Raw genomic sequence first — 21,384 nt, forward strand, 5'->3', positions numbered from 1 at the left:
GCCTCAAAAACCGCGCTTCAATATATTTCGAACTCTAGCCTTAACCGATGCGGCTTCATCCTTCATCGCCATGTCTAAAAACTTTTTCACTTCGGTTTTATACGCTGGGTATTGAAGTGCAAGCTCATAAAAACCGTTATACGCCCAAGCTCGGACAAACTTATTATCGCTAATTAGGCAGTTTCGTAAAAACACTTCAACCCCCTGCTTCTCCTTCTCACCAACAGGCATGTAAGCCATACTTTGCAATATGTGCAGCTTTGCCTCCCAGCCATTTAAATTAGAAACTAGTTGGTAAATAGTCGCTATTTGAGCCGTACTTAAGCGATGATTTCGTTCAAGATGTTTTTTCAATAGCCAGGTAGCGCCCTTCTGTAAATCTTTAGGTTTACAAAAATCTACGAGAGTTATAGTAAAATCACTATCGCAACTGTAGTGGCTGTAAATTTCGCTTATGTCAGCCGAAGATTTACCATCCCAATTGAGTATTTCCTGTTCAAGACTCATAACTTACATTACACCTATCAGAAGTTGTGGGCACCTAATCCGCTCGGCGCTGCTTAGCCTCAATTAACATACCGTATAGCCGATGCATTTCCGAACGAAAAGCACCCACATCTGTATGTATAAAATACACCACATTCCCATCCCGAAAGGCTTTTCGAATATCACACATCTTGGATTGTTTCGAGTTTCTATTTTTGGGGTTATTGATTGCCATTACACGCCGCTCGGCATCAGTAACTGTGGCAAACACCTCTCTACCGAGCGTATACCTATAATAAGCATCCCCTATTTCTACACTCGTGTTCTTTGAGCGGATACTTTGGTATCGCCAGTCAACAGGCTCTTTAGACCCTATACAGTAACTGTCCAAGTAATTGGTATTATGAACTGTTTCATACCCCCAACTGTCTACCAATTGCGTTGATAAAACCTGCGAGGACGCCGAAGCTGATATAAAGAGAAAAATAAGCAGAATAATCTTAATCATTTAACTAACCCCTATGCGGTAAGTAAAAAGCCTCTATAAAAATTATTGCAATCGACAATAAAGGACACTATTCCACAAAAACTTAAAGCGTAATTGCGAGTAAAACAAACCCAATATAAGGCCCTATTTCAAACACAAAATTTCCATAATCCGTACACTCTCAGTAGCACAATGGTCCGTTTCTAGCCTTGCATGTAAGAGCATCTATTTATTACATCATGCCACTACACAGGTTTGGTATTTTTCTCAATAACTCAGTATCAAACTGCAACATACCATCCCCCTGCGTAGAGCCTGCTTCAGCGGTTTCTTTGTTATTGACGTTATGTATTGGGTAGCCTCCAACCTCGCTCTGGCTATCAATAATTCGTCCTTCGCCAGCCAAAAGTTGTGTTTTTATTCTAATATCAATCGGGTCGGGGTCCCACGGGCGGGCACCTGCGTTGCTTAGGGTTTGGCAAAAGTCGTTTTGTGTACCTGTATCGGTTAAATTTATGCCTACTTGCTGTAGCGGCGGCGCAGTCAATGAAATACTTTTACCATCAGTTATCGGCCTGCTCTCCCCCTGCACCAAGTTTCCACTCGAATAAATTTTTCCATAGTTGCTTATCAAACTAAGGTTGGGGGAAGTATTAGCTGCTGGAATAAACAAATTCCCTGTAATTGACAGTGTTGGCAGGCTAGCATCAGCACGGCCCGAAGACATATGAATAGCACGTTTCCCTGGGTTATAAATTATATTGCCAATTACAATTCCCGTTGTACCCGCCTTAAAATAAGGGTTTCTTCGCCTATTGTGAGCCAACAAATTGTTAACCAAGCTTACATGCTGCACATTGTTGTGTATGAGTATGCCCTTAGAATGCTCCCCCTCTGGGTGGGATGCATTGCTTAGCGCTTCGGCAATAATTGAATTGCGAATAAGAACCTTACCCGCGGTAGCCTCTGCCCCCTTATCTGCTGGGCCAGATACTGCGATATTTTCGTCGACAGCCCATGTAACCGAGCAATGATCAATAACAACATGCCTCGCTTTGCTGCCATATATAGTTATGCCGTCGGGTTTCCAACCTTGACCTTTGGAGTACCCTGCGTCACCAGGCCTAATCATAAGGTGCGAAACTTTGACATTGTGGGTTTCTATTCTTAGTCCGCCCTTGATAAGGGTGATACCCGGTGATGGGGCCGTCTCTCCAGCGATTGTCACATGGGCTTCACGAATCTTGAGCGATTTTTCTTCTAGATCTATCACCCCCCCTACATCGAAAATTATTTTTCTAGCACCTGTCTGCGCCAACGCCCAGCGCAAAGAGCCAACCCCCTGATTATTTAAATTCACAACGCGTAGCAGGCGACCATCATCTCCGCCCCGCTCATTAATCTCGTAGAATTCAGTCTCTACTTGCTGCGTAGCTCTCTTGCTGCAGGCTGCTAAGCTAACCACTACGCCAGCCACCAAGGCCACAACATATAGCGCATACTTAAACATTTTTTACTCCATACATAGTTATAAACCAAGCCAAATAATCCTTATTTTGCTCGTTAACAAAAGTGCTTAGGTGCTAACTAAATTAAATAAAATTAATACAACTAAACCAATGCATCACTTGCTCTCGTACCTTTTCTAAACTTCTCGAATTTTTTGGTTATTGGCTAAAAACATTAGTTTTAAAAAACCACTTTCCATTCCTTTAGAAAATTATTTTTAGTAACTTGTTTTTAGCAGATTATTTTTAATAACTTACTTTTAATAACCACATGCAGTATGAGCTTATAAACCAATCTAGTTACACTCTCCCTCTGGTTGAAAAAGTCGCTAGTTGAATACTTAAGGAATAAAACGAAATTTTCAAATATATTAGCTAGTCTAAACCGCTGCCAATATTCGCCCCTAGAATATTGCGCGAAAATAAGATGCAGGCTATACAAGCTATGTAACACCAAACTAGATGCCCCCTTTCGCGAGCAACAATTTTTTGGCGCCTCTAATTCCCACTAATTCAGTTTCATTATATGGCTTTCAAATTATTTGGCAGTGTGGTTGCCGCACAAGTTGTTAGAGTCATACCTGCCGCCAATTTTCATCCCATCAAATTCCTGGGGACTACGCACTAACCAATATAAGCTCGCTCGTCCTGTAACACCTTATGAAATAATCAGGCAACCAACCCTACTCTATTATAATAATACAATAAGTGAGATCTCCCGCCACACTTGCTCGACTCCCACACAAGAAGGTTTTTTCGCAATCGAATTTAGCTAAACATAGGTGCTCCAGCATATAGATTACTAGCAAGTAAGAAAAAATATTAACCGTAAATTACCGCTCTATTTTCACGCTCACGCCAGCCTAACCGCACAAAAGATCACCTGCACGGTGAACTACTCTACTTCTTGAAACTTTAATAGCGATAATCGACAAAAATAACAAAAAGGTATAACCAATACCTTGAAGTGATTTGCCACAAATCCAATAATCTGCCTGTCCAATCTTTAGCTTAACAACGGTTATTGATCATTACTTTGGTCATACCCATTTTGCGAGAATTGACACCTTACTACAACTACACAAATAACATATAGGTAAATATCATGTTGCGAATCCCCAAGGCTTGGCTGGCACTTCCACTTGTACTGGGAAGTACCAATCTATACGCTCAAGTAACTTGCAGTATCTCTAACACCAATGTTTGGAATAACGGATACACCGTTAATGTTAATGTAACCAACACAGGCTCTTCACAGGTTGGTTCTTGGCAGGTTCCTATTAATTTTTCTGAGCCACCTCAAGTAAGCAGCGGCTGGAATGCAATATTAAGCACAAACGGAAACACCGTAACTGCCGGCAATATTGGTTGGAATGGTAATTTAAATCCCGGCCAAAGCGCCTCCTTTGGTTTTCAAGGTGGCCACGATGGCAGCTTTGTGGAGCCCACCTGCTCGGGCGGAGGCTCTAGCACTAGCTCAAGCAGCTCTAGTAGTTCTAGCTCAACAAGTTCTACCAGTTCTTCATCCACAAGTTCAAGTAGCTCTTCTAGCTCCGGCGGCTCTGAACTTTTAATCCAAGAAAATGCATCCGGCTTCTGCCGTGTGGACGGATCGATAGATAACAATAACTCAGGCTATACCGGTAGTGGCTTTGCCAACACCGAGAACCAAAACGGTTCCGCAGTTGAATACGCACTTAACGTTCCCTCTAATGGGAATTATCTCCTCGACGCTCGATATGCAAGCGCTACTACACGATCGGCTAGCGTGGTAGTTAATGGATCTTCAGTAGGCAGCTTTAGTTTTCCATCTACGGGTTCGTGGACAAGCTGGACAGTTGACTCCGCCAACGTTCCGTTAAAAGGCGGGAATAATATTGTTCGAATTGTTGCAACTAACAGCAGCGGATTACCTAATATTGATTCATTAAAGGTAATAGGCACCAACCCGTCAGCCGGCAGTTGTTCAAGCAACTCGTCATCCACTAGTTCATCGTCTAGCTCAAGTTCATCAAGCAGTAACTCCGGTGGCAAAGGCTCTAGCTGCCGTTCTACAGGCAGTCAATCTGTTTCCTCTACTATTAAAGTTACTAGCGGGACTTTCGATGGGAACTGTAAAACGTATAACCCTACAAGTGCCCTTGGCGATGGCAGTCAATCAGAAAGCCAGAAACCGGCATTCCGAGTGGAGAACGGCGCAACACTCAAAAACGTGATTCTAGGCAACAATGGCGTAGACGGTATTCATGTTTATAACGGCGGCACCTTGGATAACATCCGCTGGACCAATGTGGGTGAAGATGCAATGACCGTTAAATCTGAAGGAAACGTTACCGTTTCAAATATTGAGGGTTATGACGGTTCAGATAAATTTATACAAGTAAACGCAGTTACCAACCTAAAGGTTTCTAATTGCATTGTAGATAAAATGGGTAAATTTTTACGTCAGAATGGCGGTAAAACTTTCGCTATGTCTGTAACCGTAGATAATTGTGATATCTCAAATATGGGTGAAGGTGTTTTCCGCTCAGACAGCCCAAATGCAACAGCGAGAATCACAAATAGCCGATTAAAAAATGCAGGCGACATTTGTATTGGTAAGTGGAAAAGCTGCACATCTTCCAACATTACCAGCTTCTAAGTACTGTTTTTATTACACAAGAGGCCGGCGGTTGCCGGTCTCGTTTTAACCTTTAAAGTAACAAGCTAGCTGTTTTTAGTATTGCCAGGTGGATGCTCTTCAAACCATGAAACGATTTTTGGCATATTCGATTCGAAGCTCCCTGGAACAGAAAAATTAAGTATTCCCGCACGAGTATCTCCCCTATTTTCAAAGTCATGAGTAATACCGCCGGGCACCAACACGAAGCTACCTTTTTGCGCTTCTTTCCAGAGATCATCAATTAAAAAGTGCACAACCCCTTCTATAACAAAGAAGATGTCGTCTTCATTATGACTATGGGCACCAGGCCCCTTAGAGTAAGGTTCTAACCACCACTCAGATATTGAATAGTTACCCCCTGTTTCTTCACCGTCCGCCTTAAACAACGCAGAAATAGAGCCCATAGCATAGGGTCGGCCTTCACTTGGTTGTAAAAATATCGGTTTCCTATGTTTGTTTTTCATAGTTTGCTCCACTTCGTAATTTAAATTTAGTCGAATGTTACAAGTCTGGTTTTTCCAACTAACTAGGAAACTGGTCCCGCACCAAGCCAAGCTCTACGCCGTGTTCTAGCCAAGCTTTTAACCCCGCAAGCACCATTGTATACCCTCCCTTCGTATCCACTGCTTGAAGCAATAATTCCTCACTGTTGCCAGAAAAACCCCAAGTAGAAATTGTAATTAACGTCGCGCTCCCGTTCCAGTCTTCAAAACACCATTCTACAAATATGGCGTCACTCTCCCATTCGATGAGTATGCGTTTATTTTCTTTTAACTCCGTAACGGTAAGAAAGTCACCCACCCCAAACATCTCCCAATCCCAGCGTACTTTTTTGCCCTCTTCAAGCCGACCACTACTTTTAGTAAACCAAAATTTAGTAGTAACTTCAGGGTTAACGAATGCCTCACAACATTCTGCCACCGGCCGATGGATTTGCATTTGAGATTTAATAATTAGGTTACTAGGGTTCATTTTTACACTCTATCTTGAAATTTTTATACTAAGCGAATGTATCGCATGCCTTGAAAAGCAAAAACAGTTAACTACCTGTTAAAAATACCGCCCCACTATTTTCTACACTTGCCATAATTGATACAGCGGTTGCTATTATTCTTATGGATAACTAAAACCCACTTTCCACACCCACGCAAACTAAGTGCGTCTATTAGATTTTAATGTCGCCCATAACAACTGCGCCAGAAATTTGTATTATTTTAAGAACATTAAGAAATTTAAATACTGTGACGTAATCAATGAAAAACCCAAAGATATATTCCATTTGACTTAAAGATGCCTGATACAATTAGTTCACCAGTAAAACACCAATTCTTATAGCCTCTTTAACCCTTAAGAGAATTGGGTATTAAAAATCTCGTATTCTCTGTCGTAGCTACTCTCATCATTTATTAAACATGTTTATCTTTTTAATCACAGGCTAGCCCTGTAATCAAATGAGATATGTCGTGGGTGGGCAACAGCATTGAGATAGGCTTTTTTTTCACTGTGTATTCTAGTTATTAAATAGATTTGCTTTTTTATAACTTGAAGCAGGAGAAGTAACAAATGGACATGATCCAAGCAGTTACTAAAAATCTTACATAATGAGAGATATCACGATGAAGAATAATAAATTCAGGTCGTCTTTTACATTAAAAAAACTCACACCGTTTTTTGTTGCGGGCACCATGCTTGGCGGTTCCAACGCCTGGGCTGGCTGCGACTATACGGTCACTAATCAGTGGGGCTCAGGCTTTACTGGCAACGTTCGTATAACTAATAGCGGTAACACGCCAACAAATGGTTGGGCTGTTAACTGGCAGTACGCTGGCGATAATCGTATTAGTAATAGCTGGGGAGCACAGCTTTCAGGGTCGAACCCATACTCTGCCACGGCAGAAAGCTGGAATGCTGTTATTCAGCCTAGTCAGTCCATAGAAATTGGGTTTCAAGGTACCGGCGACGGAAATGAAATACCAACTATAAATGGCGATGTTTGCCAGACTAGCAGCGGAAGTACTTCATCCAGCTCATCTTCAAGTACGTCTTCTAGCAGCTCTTCAAGCTCGTCCACTAGCAGCTCTTCAAACAGCTCTTCTAGCTCTAGCTCGTCCAGCTCGTCTAGCTCCTCCTCTGGCTCTACAACTGGATATATTCATATAGAAGAGAATGAACTTGGTTTTTGTTATGTACAAGGTTCCATTGACTCCAACAACGGTGGCTTTACCGGCACAGGCTTTGCCAATACCGATAACGTTAATGGCTCACAGATTAACTGGAAAGTAAATGTCGACTTTGATGGATATTATGCGCTCGAATGGCGCTATGCGAATGGCTCCGGCACCGCGCGCACTGCAAGCGTTAGCGCTAATGGAGCACAAAGCGAAATTTCCTTCCCTACAACAGGTTCGTGGGATAGCTGGTTATTAGACAGCACTACCCTATTTTTAAAAGCTGGCGTAAACGACGTAATATTGAGCGCAAATACAAGCAGTGGCCTAGCGAACATAGATTCACTTACAGTGCACGGTGATGGCGTAGCTGCGGCAGACTGTAATACTGATGGAAGCTCAAGCAGCAGCTCTAGTTCAAGCTCTAGTTCCAGCTCAACTTCTAGTAGCTCCTCAAGTTCCAGCTCGTCTAGCACGTCCAGCTCTTCTGGTGGCCCGCAAATATTAAAAGCATTCCCCACCGCAGAAGGCTACGGAAAAATAACCGCAGGTGGTCGTGGTGGCGATGTCTATATAGTTACAAACCTGAATGACTCAGGCGCGGGTAGTTTGCGTCAGGCCGTAGAGGCATCTGGCCCTAGAACCGTTGTGTTCGAAGTGTCTGGAACCATCACTCTAAATAAACCACTCACAATCAAAAATAATAACATCACAATAGCAGGACAAACTGCACCAGGCGATGGCATTACACTTAGAAAGCACAACTTTTCTATCCAAGCTGATGATGTCATCGTACGTTACATACGTGTTCGCTTTGGTGATGAAACCCTAACCGATTCTGATGCGATTTCCATGAGGTACCAAAAAAATATTATTTTGGATCATGTGAGTGCTAGCTGGGGAGATGATGAAACCTTATCTCTTTATCACGGCGAAAATATCACTGTGCAATGGAGCATGATTACAGAGACCCTCAATCGTGGCGGCGAACATGCATTCGCAGCTATATGGGGTTCGCCTTTTAGTACCTTCCACCACAATTTAATTGCTCACAATGTTGCGAGAAACGTTCGCTTTGCGTCGGGTTCCGGTTATACGGATTATCGTAACAATGTCGTATATAACTGGGGCTATAGCAGCACACACGGAGGCGAAGCTCAACAAGTTGGCAACGCTAATTTTAATTTCACCACCGTCAATATGGTCGGCAACTATTACAAACCTGGGCCGAGAACTGAATCTGGCGTTCGTAGTCGACTACTTACACCTAACACGCGTAACGGCGATGCGGACTTAGGTAGTTTTTACGTTTCTGGTAACCACATGGTTGGCAGCCCAAATGTAACTGCAGACAACTCGATTGGCGTATCGAATAAAAATGCCTTAATAAGTAGCCCTTGGAATTCAATGAAAATAGAAGGCGAACAAACAGCTGAGCAAGCATATGAGTCAGTTCTTGCTTACGCAGGTGCATCTAAAGTACGCGACTCGGTAGATACTCGTATTATTGAAGAAGTACGTACAGGCACAGCTACTTATGGTGGAAACGGCATAATTGAATCGCAGAATGAAGTGGGTGGTTGGCCACAACTTAGAAGTGAAACGCCCCCGCAAGACAGTGATCGCGACGGAATGCCAGATGACTGGGAACGCGCGAACAACCTAAATCCATTCAACGCAGCCGATAGAAACACTAAAGACAGTATTGGCTACACAATGTTAGAGCGATATATTAACGGGCTTGTTGATTAAAATATAAAAGGCAAGGCAGAGATTTTTCTGCCTTGCCTTATTTGTATTATTAGCTATTAACTAATAGCTAATAGCACTAGCAATATTTATTTTTTACCAAAAATATAATGGTAAATTATCAAGCATCTAAATAGGACAGGCGTCGGCTTATTTTTGTATTTATGGAAATACTTTGTGTAAGGTGAGCATCTACCCCCCCTGCTCTAACGCGAAGCCTAAGTTAGATAGATAACAACCCGTTGGGGAAAAATCTACTTAGTTATACACCGAATTTAAAAACAGGTAAGAGCAAAGGCTACAAACCATTTATTAACCGTTGACAGAACAAACAAAACTCAAACCGTTAAGGTTAATAGAGTTCGATCCTGACGAAAATTCATTTCCTTCGTAATTTAAAACACCATTATCACATTGCACCAAACCTGGGGTTAACCCAAATAGATCCGCATCAGCTTGAGTCAAATTACACGAGCCACCGTGAGCCAAATTAATAGTACTCATCATAATTTGGCACTCTTGAATAGAGACACTTCCCTCCTCGCTATCCGAGCCACTGCTTGACTTTTGTCCACCGCCTCCGCCGCAAGACATTAAAGTACCCGACAATGCTAACAATACTACAACTCCTAGTTTCATGATTTCCTCAATTTGTTTCATTGTGTACAAAATTTTAACCGACGGTTAACCGCTGTGCCATACAGAACCAACAAAGGGTAGACCTACAAGGCGCTCACGCCCCTAGGGCATCTTTATTGGCTTACCGATATAAGGCGAATTGAAATAAAGAAACCCTTCACATAGTGGCTCCTAGTCTATAGGGCCGGCAGACCAAATAAGAATAGACCTGAAAAGGGAAGGTGCCAATAACCGTAGGCACCTAAACCATAACCACCGAACGAGATTCGAGCGGGAATTTAGCAAGTATAAGAGTTAATGGCAAACCTTAAACGGCCTAACACTTAAATTAATATAAGAACAGATTTAAACGAGAATTTTCTTGACGTTTATATCTATTAAAAGAGTGTTCCTTCTTAACCAGTAACGACCTAAGAAAGTAAATCGCCTAAAAATCAGACGACCATTAAACGTAAAGTGGTATGCGTTCTACCACCACTCCATTCAGGTATTACACCAATACAGATAGCTTCAAAAAGTAGATTAATGCTTATTTAGGCATGAACACTAATAATCCACCTATTTTTCACACTCAGATGAGTGTATTTAAACTAATAATTTCTTTAAATTTTAAATTAAATTCACAAAATATTTTTTTCTTAAAGTATTTTCATCTAAATCATTTTCACGGTTTAAGTTAGTAAGTCATTCCCTATTATGCACACTCCAATACCAATCTATTTTTGGTTTTATAAACTCATAAAGAGGAATCGCCGTGAACAAAATGTCATATTTCGTTAAGGTTTTTATGTTGCTTGGTTTACTAGTTAACTCTAATTTAAGTTGGAGTAGCTCAAACACTAAATTAGACAACGCTGGCTTTGGTAGCGTTGTAATTTTTAGCGGCGTATTTGGAGACACCGGAAACTACGCTTCTTTGCATGGCGATTTGCCACCTGTATTTTGGCAAAACAGATTTGCTAATGGGCCGGTAGTGGCAGATTATTTTGCAGAGAATTTAGGGTTTGATGCAGAGCCGTCTTTACACTGGACAGGCGAGGAAGGTGGCTACAATTACTCCACCCGAAATTCATGGGCTGCACTGGGCGGTGAAAACGGTGTAAACGAAATGGTAAGTGCGTATCTAACTCGAGTTGATAATGCGATACCGCCAGATGCACTTATCTTTTTTTGGTCTGGTGGTCACGATGTAATCGAAGCGATTTCTACCCCAGGTGAAGTGCCCTACTACATGATTGATGATGCCGTAGACGGCTTAGAGTTACAGTTACGTCGGCTAATTGAAGCCGGTGCACAACATATATTTGCACCAACCTATGCCGACACAAGCTTTTCACCCGCATACCAACGCAGAGGAATTGCCAATCGCGTTAGCCACGTAACCAGCGTATACAACTACAAATTCCGCAGAATGCTGAACAAAGTAGAACGTCAAACAGGGCAAAGAATTTATCGCTTCGACTTTGATAAATATGTGGATACACTTATTCAAACTCACAAATATTATGGGCTAGCCAATACTGTAGACCCATGCTGGGAGAAGCAAGCAGAAGGCGCATGTAACCCAGATACCTTTATGTTTTTAAGTGAAGTATTAATCACCAGTAAAACACATCAATTAATTGCCGATGCATTCTCACAAGATTTACTTCAACAAATTAATAGCTGCGACAAAGGTAATTGGCACCCACGCGCCAAACGCTCGGTATGTGGCTTACACCGCAAACATGATGACAAACACGATAGAGACGATCACGATTTTGATTGGTTTCACTGGTTTAATTAGTTACCAACTTCTATAAAGTTAGCTAAAGCAGTTACAACAGCCACCGCCACCTTGCTATATAGGTAGGCGTGTGGCGACCAAGTTACCCAGCGACCCTCCTTGGCTCGCACGCTTTCCGCATTGCATTAATTTAAACCGAATTAAAAAAATAAAAAGACAAAAAAGTGGAAAATAAAAGGCAGACAGGAAAAAAGACAGCCACCCGCCCTACTCCTAGCACTTACTTACATCCGACGCTCTCGAACCAACTACATCGCCAAAGGCCACGCAAACAAATACAATAAAGGAAAGAACAATGGCGCACTACCTGCTTTAATGTGAGTGCATAGCTAATGCTTAACCAGCTGATAAACACCGATAGGCGTTTCAACACTCAACACATCTTGTTGCTGTGAAAGTATTGACCAAACAACCTTATCGGCTCCAGAAGTAAGAACAAGGACATTATCTTCCCTACTATAGCTATAACGCCTTTTTCCATACCCCTTAATGGACTCCATAATATCGGTACTGGTGAATTCCACCCTATTACCGCTCTCCATCTGTCGAAATTCACCATCCGAATAGGTTATCGCTTTCAAACGCCACTCACCTATAAGGGCTGCGCTATCTGTCGGTACTTTTTGCGTGCAGCCCAATAATATAAGCGCAAAAAAAAATGGAAAAATAATTAATTACCTTATACATAAATGCAACTCGGATTCTCATAAGGTGCGCTGGGAATAACTCGAAAGAAAGGCTGACGCTCAACCTTTCTAAATAAACACCTAAGGCTTTCTGGCATCAGGCTTAGCTGAATTAACCAGCTCATCAATGGGCACACGAGTAACTACAATATTTTCTTTGCTTTCGGCATAGGCTACATATATGGCGTTGTTCCACACAATGCTTTTAGGGTAGCTATAACCCACGCGTTTGTAACGCCCTTCAAACGCTACCGCAGGCATATCTTCGTCGCCGGCACGCAGTAACCAAGCTTCATCAAACCATTTACCATCATTACTCACACTTAAAACCAATGGGAAACGGGCCTTTACTCCACTTGGGTTATTCACAATATAGGCGCGGCCATCCGGTAAATTACCCGCACTTTGCTTGGCGCGTGAATCGGGCATATTAGTTTCCATGGGCAAGCTCCAACTCTCGCCCCTATCGCGACTAACCGAGGCTAACACTTTGTAACTGCCACCCTGATCGCGAAAAGTCATCACAGCCTCGCCCTGAGCGTTTAAAAACCAGCTGGGTTCCAGCTCTCGGCTTATACCGGGTTTGTGCGGCAAATTAGTCATATGGCCTTCACGCCAGCCGCTTATAGCCAACGGGTCATCGGTAAAATAAGGTTTAGCAATTAAGCCAGGCTGGGTATGCACGGCGGTAAGCACACGGCCGCTGGGCAAGGCTTTTAAGTCCTGCTCCATTACACCATTCACATATCCACCACCCTGCATTTTCACGCGCTTTGGTTGACTCCAGTGGCGACCATCTGTGCTGGTTATGTAGCTTACATAGCCAGCTTTAGGGTCCAGGTGCTTAGGCCAAATATTTAGATAAGCTACCAGCGTTTCACCGTCTGTCCACCAACCGCCGTTGGTAATAAGTTCGCCGGCAGTGGATTTGGCCAGCGTTTGAGGCTCGCTCCAGTTTAAGTGGTTACTGGTTTTACTGAACCTTACTTCAGTATCATCCGCGTCTTCGTCGCGCGCTGAGCTTTGCCACTGCACATACAACTCACCTTTAAACGGCAACAACACAGCGCCGTGGTTATACGTATTACTTCCTGCTCGCGCAGTAAACACAGTTGAAGTGTAAGCGCCCGATACAGACTGCAAACCCAAGGTGGCAGGCTGGGCCGAGTCGAACACATTGGGCGCCAGCGCAAATGGCGGCTGGACTAGGTGCACACAGCCGCCACATACCAAAATAGCGGCTAGTAACATCATTTTCATCAATTGTGCTCCTTTAGTGCTTGGAACTCGTGTAGTCGCCTTAATTACAAGTCAAGCTTATTTTTCACACAGAATCAGGGTTATTGTAAATCCAACAGGTAAATCACTACTTACATTACTCTTTATTTGTTATTGGTATTGCAGCATGGGAGGTATCTCATTGTTTTTATTGTATAAAATATCAAACTCAAGTCTCCATTCTTGGCTAAACCATTTAACAGCTTTCGCACTACTGCTAACCCTAAAAAAGGAAATAAACGCCAAATCGCTGTAAATATTTGCATATTATGCTACAAATTAATAACACAAAAACTATAACCTAGAGTGAGTGTGGCGACAAAGTTTCGCACCTACCTTTAATTCAGGCGGCAATTCATGATGTTATTTCGACGTGTAAGCATTAAAGTGAGACTGTGGCTGTTATTGGCCTTAGTATTGGTAGGGCTTATAGCCTTAGTTACAACCACCATGGGGCAGCTACGGTCGTCGTTACATTCACTTAAATCCAATGATACTCGCTTAATAGTGGAGCTTGCTCACAGCACACTCGACTACTATTACCAAAAGCAAATAACTGGGGAGCTCCCGAAGGTTGAAGCACAAGCTCAAGCAATAGCCGCCCTAAAAAGCCTTCGCTACGACAACGATAACTATTTTTGGGTGCATGACAGCCACCCCAACATGATTATGCACGCCCTGAAACCATCGCTGGATGGTACTGATGTTTCCCATGTAAAAGACCCTAATGGCAGAAGCCTGTTTGTAGAAATGGCGAAAGTGGCAAAGACCAAGGGAGAAGGTGAAGTAGCTTATATGTGGCCACTACCTGGGCAGACAGAACCAACGAACAAACTTTCTTATGTGAAAAGCTTTAAACCCTGGGGATGGATTGTAGGTTCCGGCGTGTATCTAGTGGATGTGCAAGCTACGTTTCTAAGTGCCTCGGTGCTGCCCACCACCATAAGCCTTATCGTTTTAATTCTTGTCGGCGTACTTACATATTTAATTGCTCGGTCAATTATTCAACCGCTAGCCGAAACCAATTCAGCAATGAATGATATTGCCGCAGGGGACGGCGACCTTACTCAAAGACTGTATGTAGACTCAAGACATCAAGATGAAATATCGGTTATGTCGGGCAGTTTTAACGTTTTTGTAAGCAAAATAGAGCAAATCATTTTACAGGTAAGCCAAGCCACCGAGCGCTTGACTGTAGCATCCGGCCAGTTGCGCGAAATTACGCAAAATAATGCACGTTCGATGGACCAGCAACAGGCGGAATCCCATGCCGTTGCTTCAGCTATTACCGAGATGGCTTGCACAGCAACAGAAATAGCCAAAAATTCAGAAGGTGCTGCAAGTTCAGCCACTCAGGCAAATGACGAAGCCAGCAGTGGCCAGAACATCGTAACAGAAGCAATTAATTCGGTTAAGGCGCTTGCAGAAGAAGTGAAGCAAGCCTCCGCTGCCATAGATACCGTAAACACAGACAGCCAAGCCATATCGAGCGTTCTCGACGTAATTCGCAGCATCGCCGAACAAACTAATCTACTGGCCTTGAATGCAGCCATTGAAGCAGCACGCGCAGGCGAGCAAGGACGTGGATTTGCAGTTGTAGCTGATGAAGTTCGAACACTAGCAGCGCGCACACAAGCATCCACAGAAGAAATACGCGGAATGATAGAATCGTTGCAACAAGGCACCGCGAAAGCAGTCCAAACAATGAAAAGCGGCGATAAAGCCACGGAACTTACGGTTTCAAAAGCGGAAGAAGCAGGACATTCACTCGAAAATATTGTTACAGCAATTAATTCCATTACCGACATGAATATACAAATTGCGAGCTCCGCCGAAGAGCAATCTGCCGTGGCCCAAGAAATAGACCAAAGCATTAATCGCATGGCTCAGCTTTTATCACAATCACACACTGAAATAGAAAAAACCACACAATTTAGCAGTGAGCTCGAAGAGCTAAGTAACTCGCTCTCCGATTTAGTGGGCCACTTCAAAACTCACAAATAATTCCGTAACGTGAATACTCGTACAGCAAAACGAGGTGAGTTCCATTTAGGAACCTTGACTAACTTCAAACGCTTTTGGAGTTAGTCAAAAAATCTTGAATAATAGCAAAAATTACGTCAAAGCGTAAATTACTACCGGTCTCACTTTGTACTACCCGCCTTACTTTTTTACTATTGATAAAAACCCTATGAATATCTTCTGACATTTCAAATATGTCCCCATCAAATCGATCCCCCGCAATAAAATAATAAATATTCGAAGATAGGCGGCTCCGTGCATCAGCACTAAATATTCGTACATACTGAATCGATTTATCTTGCGTAGAAAGCTTTCCTAGCATTTCCAACTTAAATATAGCTGCTGCAGTAAACTACTTGGCAATTGAACCAACATTAGTCATTGTTTTACTGGAAAAAGATACTCCTCTATCAACATCGGCCTTCCCCACGCCAATATTAGAAACAACCTCGCCATCAATCGCAACCAATACCACGCCGGAACAGTTGACATATTCAGCCTTACTTAAAATTATTTTTATACTATCTTCTATTGGTGGAATTGAACTCATATTTTGCGCAAGGCAAACTGGCGCAAATATGACAAGCACAGAAACAATATATTTTCTAAATTGAATAATTAAATTACTGCCTGCCAACCCGGCTGTTAATGTTTGCAACCACTACACATTCGAACTTGTCTCCCTTTCAACAGTATTTAAGAAGACATCTTTAATTGATAGCGCCGCCCACGAGGGCCCTAGTGGAGGTGTTTATTATTCGCTAGCTTAGCGACAATCGCAAAGCAGTGGCCCAACCCGTTTGCGGACGAACCTGAGGGGCTTGTTATATTTTATAGCCAACCTCACAGTATGAAACATGAAAAGCAGCCTCTTTATACTGCGTACGATATAAAGTGACGAGTTCTAAAGATTCCGTGCGTTTTGCATTTACCGTAAAATAGATGCTCGGCCTAACGGAGAGTAATTCATCTTTAATTGGAACTCTAAGTACCTCTTCACCTTCGGTACTATACACCAAATACGTAAAATGAAACGGCAGGCCTTCAAAAGCCTCAGGGAACGAAACCTCAACCCCAATAGTTCCACCACTCTGGCTTGATTTACTAATAGATATTTCAGAAATCAGCTTTTCCCTCATATTTTTATTGGCGCAGCGGTTATTATTTTCAATTGAAAAGGAATAACTGGAAACAAGTAGCAGTAAAACGATGAGTTTATTCATAGGTAAAAACATAAAGCCTTTGTTTAATTGCGAAGCGATTCACCCTGCCAGCTGAAAAGATTTGTTATGTGGATTTCTTAATATTCCACGGTAACCTAACCCATTTTAATTTTTTATCGGTAGAAGCTGAATACTTAGGGTTAGCTATAGGATTATCTAAAAAACAGCCTGCTGCTATGCCAACCATACCAGCTTGAGTTGAAACTTCCCAATACACGGTTGTGCCACAGCGACAACAAAAAACCGCTTTTGATGAGAAACATCTGCTGGATTAGTAAGCTCGTAGCAAAAGGAATTACCTTCTATGTTCAGGATAGAGCTTCGCTTAAAGTAAGCCCACATTCCAAAGGAACTACCCGTACGTTTTTTACAATTTTTACAATTTTTACAGTAGCAGATACCGTTTAAAGCCGGCTCACCAGAAACCTCAACCTTAAAGTCGCCGCATGCACATGTTGCAACCTTACTCAAAACTTAAATTCCAACAAGTCACATAACACCGGCCATAAGCGGGGAGCAACTTATTACAATCCCCTACTGCGTTCGCAGCAGCTTGGCTTGATGGCTTCATTAGCATCATGGAATTAGCTCCATTGGTTGAAAGGATACGCCATCTTTAGCTCCTAGAGGCCCAGACTCGGTAAATCCAAACGTCTTATAAACAGGCACAGCGTAAATAGAGGACCTTAACGTGAAAAAGTCATATTCTACGCTTTGCTGAACATGCTCCCATAGGGTTCTGGCAATACCATTGCCTTGAAACTGCTCAGATACGAACAAATGATAAAGGTGATTTGGCTCTTTAAGAGATATGTACCCAACAATGCGGCCACTTATCTCATAAATATAGTTTAAAAAGCCTCCCTCACTTATTCTTTTTAAAAATGCCTTTTCCGTTAAAGTTTCAGCCAACCAATCAGGAAGTTCTTTTTTGGGGTCATCTAGGTAAAAATGAGCCAGAGACTTAACCATACTTGATATCGCCAGTGTGTCACTTGCCCTTGCTATCCGAATGCTCATATTTTTCTTTCCATACTAACGGATGTTATGTGCTCCACCACCCAAACGGCATCGCAGAGTGCCAAAGCGAAGTACGCCAACAAACTCTTAACAGCAGCAGGAGTCGAGATAAATATTACATTACTGAGTATTGATTTGGCGAAAGCCCATTTCAGTGTTTAGGTATAAACCAAGCGGAGAAAATCGTACTACGTACAACGGTTAATCGCGACAAGCCTCTTGCTTTCATTACCAAATGCCCTCGCTGCCTGATTGGTATGAAAGCCGGAAGTGGCGCCCATTATTAGCACCGAGAACGCCGGAATCTCGGCCAGGCATTATCGCCGCCAAATTCGCTGCCCCCTATCGCAAAGAGGGCACTAAGGCAGGCAGACACCTTACTCCGCCTGTCGCCTTACCAATAAATCTTAAACCAAGTGAGGGAGAACTAAAAAATAGGCAATCGCACAAATTTTTAGTTAATGTCTCGATTCACCGTGAAAACAGGGTGTAGATTTTACCTGTGATGTAAATCAAATAACCAATGTCAACCAAGAGAACCTAACGTTTCAAGTTTTATAAAACCATACACCAAAGCCCGTCTTGAATTACACTTTGAATTACAATTTGATTTACATTACACCACTTAACTTTTGCAGGAGCAAAAAAGTGTCAGATACCAACATCGAACTTACTTCAACTATTAGCGAAGACAACAAACTGGAACTGGCCCTGCGCGAGATCGAGATCCCGCAGCCAGGCGAAAACCAAGTCGTCATCCGCATCGAAGCTGCCCCTATCAACCCGTCTGACCTGGGCGTGATGTTCAGCGCGGCCGATATGACGACTGCCAGCCAATCCGGTAGCGCCGATCGCCCAGTCATCAGTGCCGATGTCCCAGCCAAGTACATGAGCGCTGTTAAAAAGCGGGTTGGCAAGCCAATACCCGTCGGCAACGAAGGCGCCGGTACAGTCGTTGCTGCAGGCTCATCAGCCGCTGCGCAAAGCCTGTTGGGCAAAACCGTTGCGGTCATTGGCGGTGGTAGCTACCGCAAATATCTCTGTACCAATGTTCAAAGCTGTCTCGAACTGGAGCCGGGTACGACTGCGGCCGAAGGCGCTTCAAGCTTTGTTAATCCACTGACTGCATTAACCATGGTAGAAACCATGCGAGCTGAAGGTCACAAAGCTATCGTTCACGCTGCCGCCGCCTCCAACCTCGGACAAATGCTGAACCGCATTTGTATCGCAGACGGCATCGACCTAGTCAATATCGTCCGTAAGCCGGAACAAGAAACTTTGCTGCGCGATATGGGTGCCAAATACGTGGTCAACTCCAGTAGCGACAGCTTTATGGCAGACCTGACCGAAGCCCTTATTGAAACCGGCGCTACCATCGCCTTCGACCCTATCGGTGGCGGTAAATTGACTAGCGATATTCTCACCTGCATGGAAGTCGCGGTCTCTCGCAACATGACTGAATACAGCGTGTATGGATCTGACATCTATAAGCAGGTGTATATCTATGGCGGCCTTGATCGTGGCCCAATCACACTGAACCGCAATTTTGGTTTTGCCTGGGGTGTGAACGGCTTTTTATTGTTTAATGCATTAGGAAAACTGGGCAAGGAAACCAGCAACGCCATGCGCAAACGTATAGCCGCCGAAATAAAGACCACGTTCGCCAGTCACTACAATCACGAAGTATCCCTAGTCGGTGCATTACAATTGGATGCAATCTCGGTTTACGGTAAACAGGCGACCGGAAAGAAGTTCCTGATTAAACCACAGAGCTAACGCTTGAAATATGGCTGCAGGGCCACTCTAGGGACTTGGAGTCAGGTAGGTTCTTCTCGATAAAGGCAAGAATCATTGCCGATTTTTCGCGAAGAACCGCTGCGCCGTTGTTATGCCCCATACACCACCGGTACAGCGTCGCCGGGTGATTCGCCATATATAGCCTTGCTATGTTTTAGCATGAAATAATTTACACGCATCCACGAAAACTTTATCAACCACTGTATACTCAACAGGAGGTTAAATATGCCCAAGCCCAAAAAAATGCAGGTTTCTTTAGACGCCACGCCATAATATCACTGCACCTCACGCTGCGTGCGCCGTGCATTTCGTGTGGTTACGATGCCCTCACAAAAGCAGATCTCGCTCGCCTTAAATTTGATAAAAAACAAAAATGCCATTATTTTTGGATATTGAACACTTCACTTTTCAACAAAAATAAAACTAATAGGAGTAAAAAAACAGGCAGTAGTGGACATTTCTTTAACTATCGCCTGTCTTGAATTTGCCCCTTCAGTGTAACCGCCTGCTTAAATATAAGTGGCTTACTAGTGATGCCTAATATAAATAAGTAGCTCTAATCGATAAGTAGCTGGTCAAGTATTGCTTGACGAAACGGGAGCGTTCATCTGTGTCTCGACTTGATCTTTATTCGCACTCCTCGGCTCTAAGCGTCAGCACCTCGTAGCCATCAGAGGTAACGGCAATTGTATGCTCCCACTGAGCAGATAATTTCTTATCACTAGTGACAACGGTCCACCCATCTTTCTTCAACTTAACCTTAGCCTTTCCCTGATTAATCATAGGCTCGATGGTAAACACCATACCCTCTTGAAGAACCAACCCCTTACCAGCCTGTCCATAATGAAGCACCTGTGGCTCCTCATGCATTTCTCGCCCTATTCCATGCCCACAATATTCGCGAACAACAGAATAGCCATGTTTCTGCGCATGGCTCTGTATGGCATGACCTATATCCCCAAGGGACGCACCCGGTCTCACTTTCCGTATCCCTTCCCACATGGCCTCATAAGTTTTATTCACTAAACACCTAGCCGCGGGCGTCACATCACCAACCATGTACATTTTACTGGAGTCAGCGATAAACCCACCCTGCTCCAGCGTGATATCAATATTGACAATATCACCTGACTTCAACTTCTGAGTGTCTGAAGGTACTCCGTGGCATACAACACGATTTAAGGAACTATTCAGAGCATACTGATACCCATACTGGCCTTTACTGGCTGGGCGAGCATGCAACTTGTCAGTGATATACTTTTCCGCTAAGTCATTGATCTCCATGGTTGAAACCCCAACCTCGATGAAGCCATCAAGGTAATCAAAAACAGTAGCCAGAAGCCGACCAGACTCCCGCATTACACTTAGCTCTTCGGCATTTTTCAGCGATAACCTAGCCACTTACAACCTTCCTAATATCAACTTCGGCCAGCGCCATTTGGTCGCGCATGATGTCAGAAAAAGACATTCCAGGGTTCGCTTCTGCGAGCATTCCCACCTTTATCCAATACTCCGCTTGAGCATTTATAGAGCGAACCATAACAGAGCTCGCCTTTCTAATTTCCCCGTGTAGTTCGTCATCAATCTTAACAATTCCCATAACAAGCCCTCGATATACAATTTATATACAAATCATATATTACCAGCTGCAAACTAACAATACACTCAGTAAGAGATGTAGCACTCGCAACAACAGCGTCCATATACATCGCAATTGCTGAACTACGGACGTTGCTGGCTGTCCTTTTGTTATATGCATTTCAATTGCTCTTCAATTCCCCTTGGTTATTCGTCTGGGTTCATATACTTTTCACGAAATAACGAGGATTGCCCTGCTGGCCCTTCCTATATGAAAATCTGCCTCTAGAAGAAT

General features: G+C 43.3%; 18 protein-coding genes and 1 pseudogene. 5 read left to right on the forward strand and 14 right to left on the reverse strand.

Features of this window, described 5'->3' with window-relative positions; genetic code table 11:
* Positions 1-3 precede the first annotated feature (3 nt).
* The 3 genes from SDE_RS12045 to SDE_RS12055 form a co-directional block, all read right to left on the reverse strand.
* Positions 4-507, reverse strand: coding sequence for a hypothetical protein (locus SDE_RS12045; RefSeq protein WP_011468783.1), 504 nt, complete (start codon positions 505-507; stop codon positions 4-6).
* Positions 508-541: 34 nt separating this feature from the next.
* A complete protein-coding gene (locus tag SDE_RS12050) occupies positions 542-994 on the reverse strand; it encodes a hypothetical protein (RefSeq protein ID WP_011468784.1) in 453 nt (150 codons plus the stop codon).
* Positions 995-1,205: 211 nt separating this feature from the next.
* Positions 1,206-2,483, reverse strand: coding sequence for a pectate lyase (locus SDE_RS12055; RefSeq protein ID WP_011468785.1), 1,278 nt, complete (start codon positions 2,481-2,483; stop codon positions 1,206-1,208).
* Between the two features lie 1,103 nt (positions 2,484-3,586).
* Here SDE_RS12055 and SDE_RS21325 point away from each other — a divergent pair.
* Positions 3,587-5,122, forward strand: coding sequence for a pectate lyase (locus SDE_RS21325; RefSeq protein ID WP_011468786.1), 1,536 nt, complete (start codon positions 3,587-3,589; stop codon positions 5,120-5,122).
* Positions 5,123-5,187: 65 nt separating this feature from the next.
* On the opposite strand, the gene SDE_RS12065 is transcribed toward SDE_RS21325, so the two are convergent.
* Positions 5,188-5,607 carry a cupin domain-containing protein gene (locus SDE_RS12065; protein ID WP_011468787.1) on the reverse strand — a complete coding sequence of 140 codons (420 nt, stop codon included), beginning with the start codon at positions 5,605-5,607 and terminating at the stop codon, positions 5,188-5,190.
* Positions 5,608-5,665: 58 nt separating this feature from the next.
* A complete protein-coding gene (locus SDE_RS12070) occupies positions 5,666-6,115 on the reverse strand; it encodes an SRPBCC family protein (protein WP_011468788.1) in 450 nt (149 codons plus the stop codon).
* A gap of 644 nt (positions 6,116-6,759) precedes the next feature.
* Here SDE_RS12070 and SDE_RS21935 point away from each other — a divergent pair.
* Positions 6,760-9,063 carry a cellulose binding domain-containing protein gene (locus SDE_RS21935; RefSeq protein ID WP_158303878.1) on the forward strand — a complete coding sequence of 768 codons (2,304 nt, stop codon included), beginning with the start codon at positions 6,760-6,762 and terminating at the stop codon, positions 9,061-9,063.
* Between the two features lie 309 nt (positions 9,064-9,372).
* On the opposite strand, the gene SDE_RS12080 is transcribed toward SDE_RS21935, so the two are convergent.
* Positions 9,373-9,699: a hypothetical protein gene (locus tag SDE_RS12080; protein WP_011468790.1), complete on the reverse strand. Its 327-nt coding sequence runs from the start codon at positions 9,697-9,699 to the stop codon at positions 9,373-9,375.
* Positions 9,700-10,462: 763 nt separating this feature from the next.
* On the opposite strand from SDE_RS12080, the gene SDE_RS12085 reads away from it, so the two are divergent.
* Positions 10,463-11,485, forward strand: a complete 1,023-nt coding sequence (locus SDE_RS12085) for an SGNH/GDSL hydrolase family protein (RefSeq protein WP_011468791.1) — start codon at positions 10,463-10,465, stop codon at positions 11,483-11,485.
* A 329-nt stretch (positions 11,486-11,814) separates the two neighbouring features.
* Here SDE_RS12085 and SDE_RS12090 read toward each other — a convergent pair whose 3' ends face one another.
* On the reverse strand, positions 11,815-12,066 hold the full coding sequence (locus SDE_RS12090; RefSeq protein ID WP_143710886.1) for a hypothetical protein: 252 nt from the start codon (positions 12,064-12,066) through the stop codon (positions 11,815-11,817).
* Between the two features lie 186 nt (positions 12,067-12,252).
* On the reverse strand, positions 12,253-13,431 hold the full coding sequence (locus SDE_RS12095; protein WP_011468793.1) for a sialidase family protein: 1,179 nt from the start codon (positions 13,429-13,431) through the stop codon (positions 12,253-12,255).
* A 375-nt stretch (positions 13,432-13,806) separates the two neighbouring features.
* Between SDE_RS12095 and SDE_RS12100 the strand changes: the two genes are divergently transcribed.
* A complete protein-coding gene (locus SDE_RS12100; protein WP_011468794.1) occupies positions 13,807-15,453 on the forward strand; it encodes a methyl-accepting chemotaxis protein in 1,647 nt (548 codons plus the stop codon).
* 370 nt (positions 15,454-15,823) lie between these two features.
* Here the strand turns inward: SDE_RS12100 and SDE_RS12110 are convergent, their stop codons facing one another.
* The 4 genes and pseudogenes from SDE_RS12110 to SDE_RS12120 form a co-directional block, all read right to left on the reverse strand.
* Entirely contained in the window at positions 15,824-16,129 is a 306-nt protein-coding gene (locus SDE_RS12110; protein ID WP_011468795.1) for a hypothetical protein, read from the reverse strand.
* A gap of 166 nt (positions 16,130-16,295) precedes the next feature.
* Positions 16,296-16,694: a hypothetical protein gene (locus tag SDE_RS12115; RefSeq protein ID WP_143710887.1), complete on the reverse strand. Its 399-nt coding sequence runs from the start codon at positions 16,692-16,694 to the stop codon at positions 16,296-16,298.
* A 64-nt stretch (positions 16,695-16,758) separates the two neighbouring features.
* Positions 16,759-16,932 (reverse strand): annotated as a pseudogene (locus SDE_RS23240) (hypothetical protein); the annotation flags it as partial.
* A 338-nt stretch (positions 16,933-17,270) separates the two neighbouring features.
* Positions 17,271-17,714, reverse strand: a complete 444-nt coding sequence (locus SDE_RS12120; protein ID WP_011468797.1) for a GNAT family N-acetyltransferase — start codon at positions 17,712-17,714, stop codon at positions 17,271-17,273.
* Positions 17,715-18,362: 648 nt separating this feature from the next.
* Here SDE_RS12120 and SDE_RS12125 point away from each other — a divergent pair.
* Entirely contained in the window at positions 18,363-19,490 is a 1,128-nt protein-coding gene (locus SDE_RS12125; protein ID WP_011468798.1) for a zinc-binding dehydrogenase, read from the forward strand.
* 648 nt (positions 19,491-20,138) lie between these two features.
* Here the strand turns inward: SDE_RS12125 and map are convergent.
* On the reverse strand, positions 20,139-20,912 hold the full coding sequence (gene map, locus SDE_RS12130; RefSeq protein WP_011468799.1) for a type I methionyl aminopeptidase: 774 nt from the start codon (positions 20,910-20,912) through the stop codon (positions 20,139-20,141).
* Complete coding sequence (locus SDE_RS12135; RefSeq protein WP_011468800.1) at positions 20,905-21,111, reverse strand: ParD-like family protein; 207 nt, start codon at positions 21,109-21,111, stop codon at positions 20,905-20,907. The genes map and SDE_RS12135 overlap by 8 nt, the downstream gene beginning before the upstream one ends.
* Positions 21,112-21,384: the final 273 nt, after the last annotated feature.

It is taken from the genome of Saccharophagus degradans 2-40 (genome assembly GCF_000013665.1).
Classification (GTDB): Bacteria; Pseudomonadota; Gammaproteobacteria; order Pseudomonadales; family Cellvibrionaceae; genus Saccharophagus; species Saccharophagus degradans.

Excerpts from the sequence above, each read along its gene's own strand:
- SDE_RS12045 (WP_011468783.1), bottom strand. The coding sequence starts at position 507 with ATGAGTCTTGAACAGGAAATACTCAATTGGGATGGTAAATCTTCGGCT.
- SDE_RS12050 (WP_011468784.1), bottom strand. The coding sequence starts at position 994 with ATGATTAAGATTATTCTGCTTATTTTTCTCTTTATATCAGCTTCGGCG.
- SDE_RS12055 (WP_011468785.1), bottom strand. The coding sequence starts at position 2,483 with ATGTTTAAGTATGCGCTATATGTTGTGGCCTTGGTGGCTGGCGTAGTG.
- SDE_RS21325 (WP_011468786.1), top strand. The coding sequence starts at position 3,587 with ATGTTGCGAATCCCCAAGGCTTGGCTGGCACTTCCACTTGTACTGGGA.
- SDE_RS12065 (WP_011468787.1), bottom strand. The coding sequence starts at position 5,607 with ATGAAAAACAAACATAGGAAACCGATATTTTTACAACCAAGTGAAGGC.
- SDE_RS12070 (WP_011468788.1), bottom strand. The coding sequence starts at position 6,115 with ATGAACCCTAGTAACCTAATTATTAAATCTCAAATGCAAATCCATCGG.
- SDE_RS21935 (WP_158303878.1), top strand. The coding sequence starts at position 6,760 with ATGAAGAATAATAAATTCAGGTCGTCTTTTACATTAAAAAAACTCACA.
- SDE_RS12080 (WP_011468790.1), bottom strand. The coding sequence starts at position 9,699 with ATGAAACTAGGAGTTGTAGTATTGTTAGCATTGTCGGGTACTTTAATG.
- SDE_RS12085 (WP_011468791.1), top strand. The coding sequence starts at position 10,463 with ATGTCATATTTCGTTAAGGTTTTTATGTTGCTTGGTTTACTAGTTAAC.
- SDE_RS12095 (WP_011468793.1), bottom strand. The coding sequence starts at position 13,431 with ATGAAAATGATGTTACTAGCCGCTATTTTGGTATGTGGCGGCTGTGTG.
- SDE_RS12100 (WP_011468794.1), top strand. The coding sequence starts at position 13,807 with ATGATGTTATTTCGACGTGTAAGCATTAAAGTGAGACTGTGGCTGTTA.
- SDE_RS12115 (WP_143710887.1), bottom strand. The coding sequence starts at position 16,694 with ATGAATAAACTCATCGTTTTACTGCTACTTGTTTCCAGTTATTCCTTT.
- SDE_RS12120 (WP_011468797.1), bottom strand. The coding sequence starts at position 17,714 with ATGAGCATTCGGATAGCAAGGGCAAGTGACACACTGGCGATATCAAGT.
- SDE_RS12135 (WP_011468800.1), bottom strand. The coding sequence starts at position 21,111 with ATGGGAATTGTTAAGATTGATGACGAACTACACGGGGAAATTAGAAAG.